The sequence below is a fragment of the Nocardioides sp. Z40_12 genome (assembly GCF_058215795.1).
Map to the genome: position 1 here is coordinate 1 of NZ_JBZAJA010000020.1, position 1,095 is coordinate 1,095.

At 66.3% G+C, this 1,095-nt stretch carries 1 protein-coding gene; it reads right to left on the minus strand.

Annotated elements, in window-relative coordinates; translation table 11 throughout:
- Positions 1-17: 17 nt before the first annotated feature.
- Positions 18-992 carry an IS481 family transposase gene (locus tag AC4BG9_RS18720; RefSeq protein WP_490572636.1) on the minus strand — a complete coding sequence of 325 codons (975 nt, stop codon included), beginning with the start codon at positions 990-992 and terminating at the stop codon, positions 18-20.
- Positions 993-1,095: the final 103 nt, after the last annotated feature.

Sequence of the window (1,095 nt, forward strand, 5' to 3'; positions counted from 1 at the left end):
CTAGGTGTACCCGGCCATCAGGTTGGTAGCAGTCGGCTGATCGGTGGTTTGCCTCCGAGTGCGCTGTGGCGTCGTTCAGTGTTGTAGTGCTCGAGCCATGGGGCAAGGGCGGCGGTGCGCTCGTCGTTGCTGGTGAAGGCCTGGCGATAGGCCCACTCGGTCGTCAGGGTGCGGTTGAGTCGCTCCACCTTCCCGTTCTGCCATGGGCAGTGGGGACGGATGAAGATGTGCTTGATGTGGTGGACGGCAAGGACCTCGCGCAGAGCGTTGCCGTGCCGGTAGGCGAACGCGTTGTCGGTCATGAGTCGTTCGATGTGGGTGATGCCGTGGGCTGCGAAGTAGGCGACCCCTCTGGCCAGGAACGCGGCGCAGGTGGTGGCCCGCTCATCGGAGAGGACCTCGGAGTAGGCAAGGCGGGAGTGGTCGTCGACCAACGAGTGGACGAAGTCGTATCCGATCGGGGTCTTGTCGACGCGGGCCTGGTGATTGCTGATCAGCTCACCCCGGCCGCGCCACCCACCTCCGTCGGGGATCCGGCCAAGCTTCTTGACGTCCATGTGGACCAGCTCGCCGGGCCGCTCGCGCTCGTAGCGGATCGCGGTCTGCTTCGAGGATCGGATCACCTCACCGGTTATGGGGTCGCACTCGCGCAGATGGGGCACGCCGTGGCGACGCAGGATCCGTGACACCGTCCGCGGCGCGACACCGACCTCCGGGCCCAAGACGTCAGGACCGTGGCGCTGCTCGGCCCGCGCCGCGAGGACCTTGTGCTCGACATCGTCGGCGGTCTTCGTGGGCATCGTGTGCGGGCGAGAGGAACGGGTGATCAGGCCGGCTTCGCCTTCGGCGGCGTAGCGGTCGATCCAGGTCTTCACACACTTGCGGGACACACCCATCGCCGCGGCGATGTGGGCCTGTTTCCAGCCGGCCTGGTGACGCTGGACGATCAGTCGGCGACCGTGGACGGTCAGCCGGGCACTACCGTGGGACACGAGAACCTCCGGGTTGGAGTGGGCCTTCGACAAGCCACATCCCATCCGGAGGTTCTCGTTAGTTCAGCCAGGCTCGCCGATACCAACGTCCTGGCCGGGTACA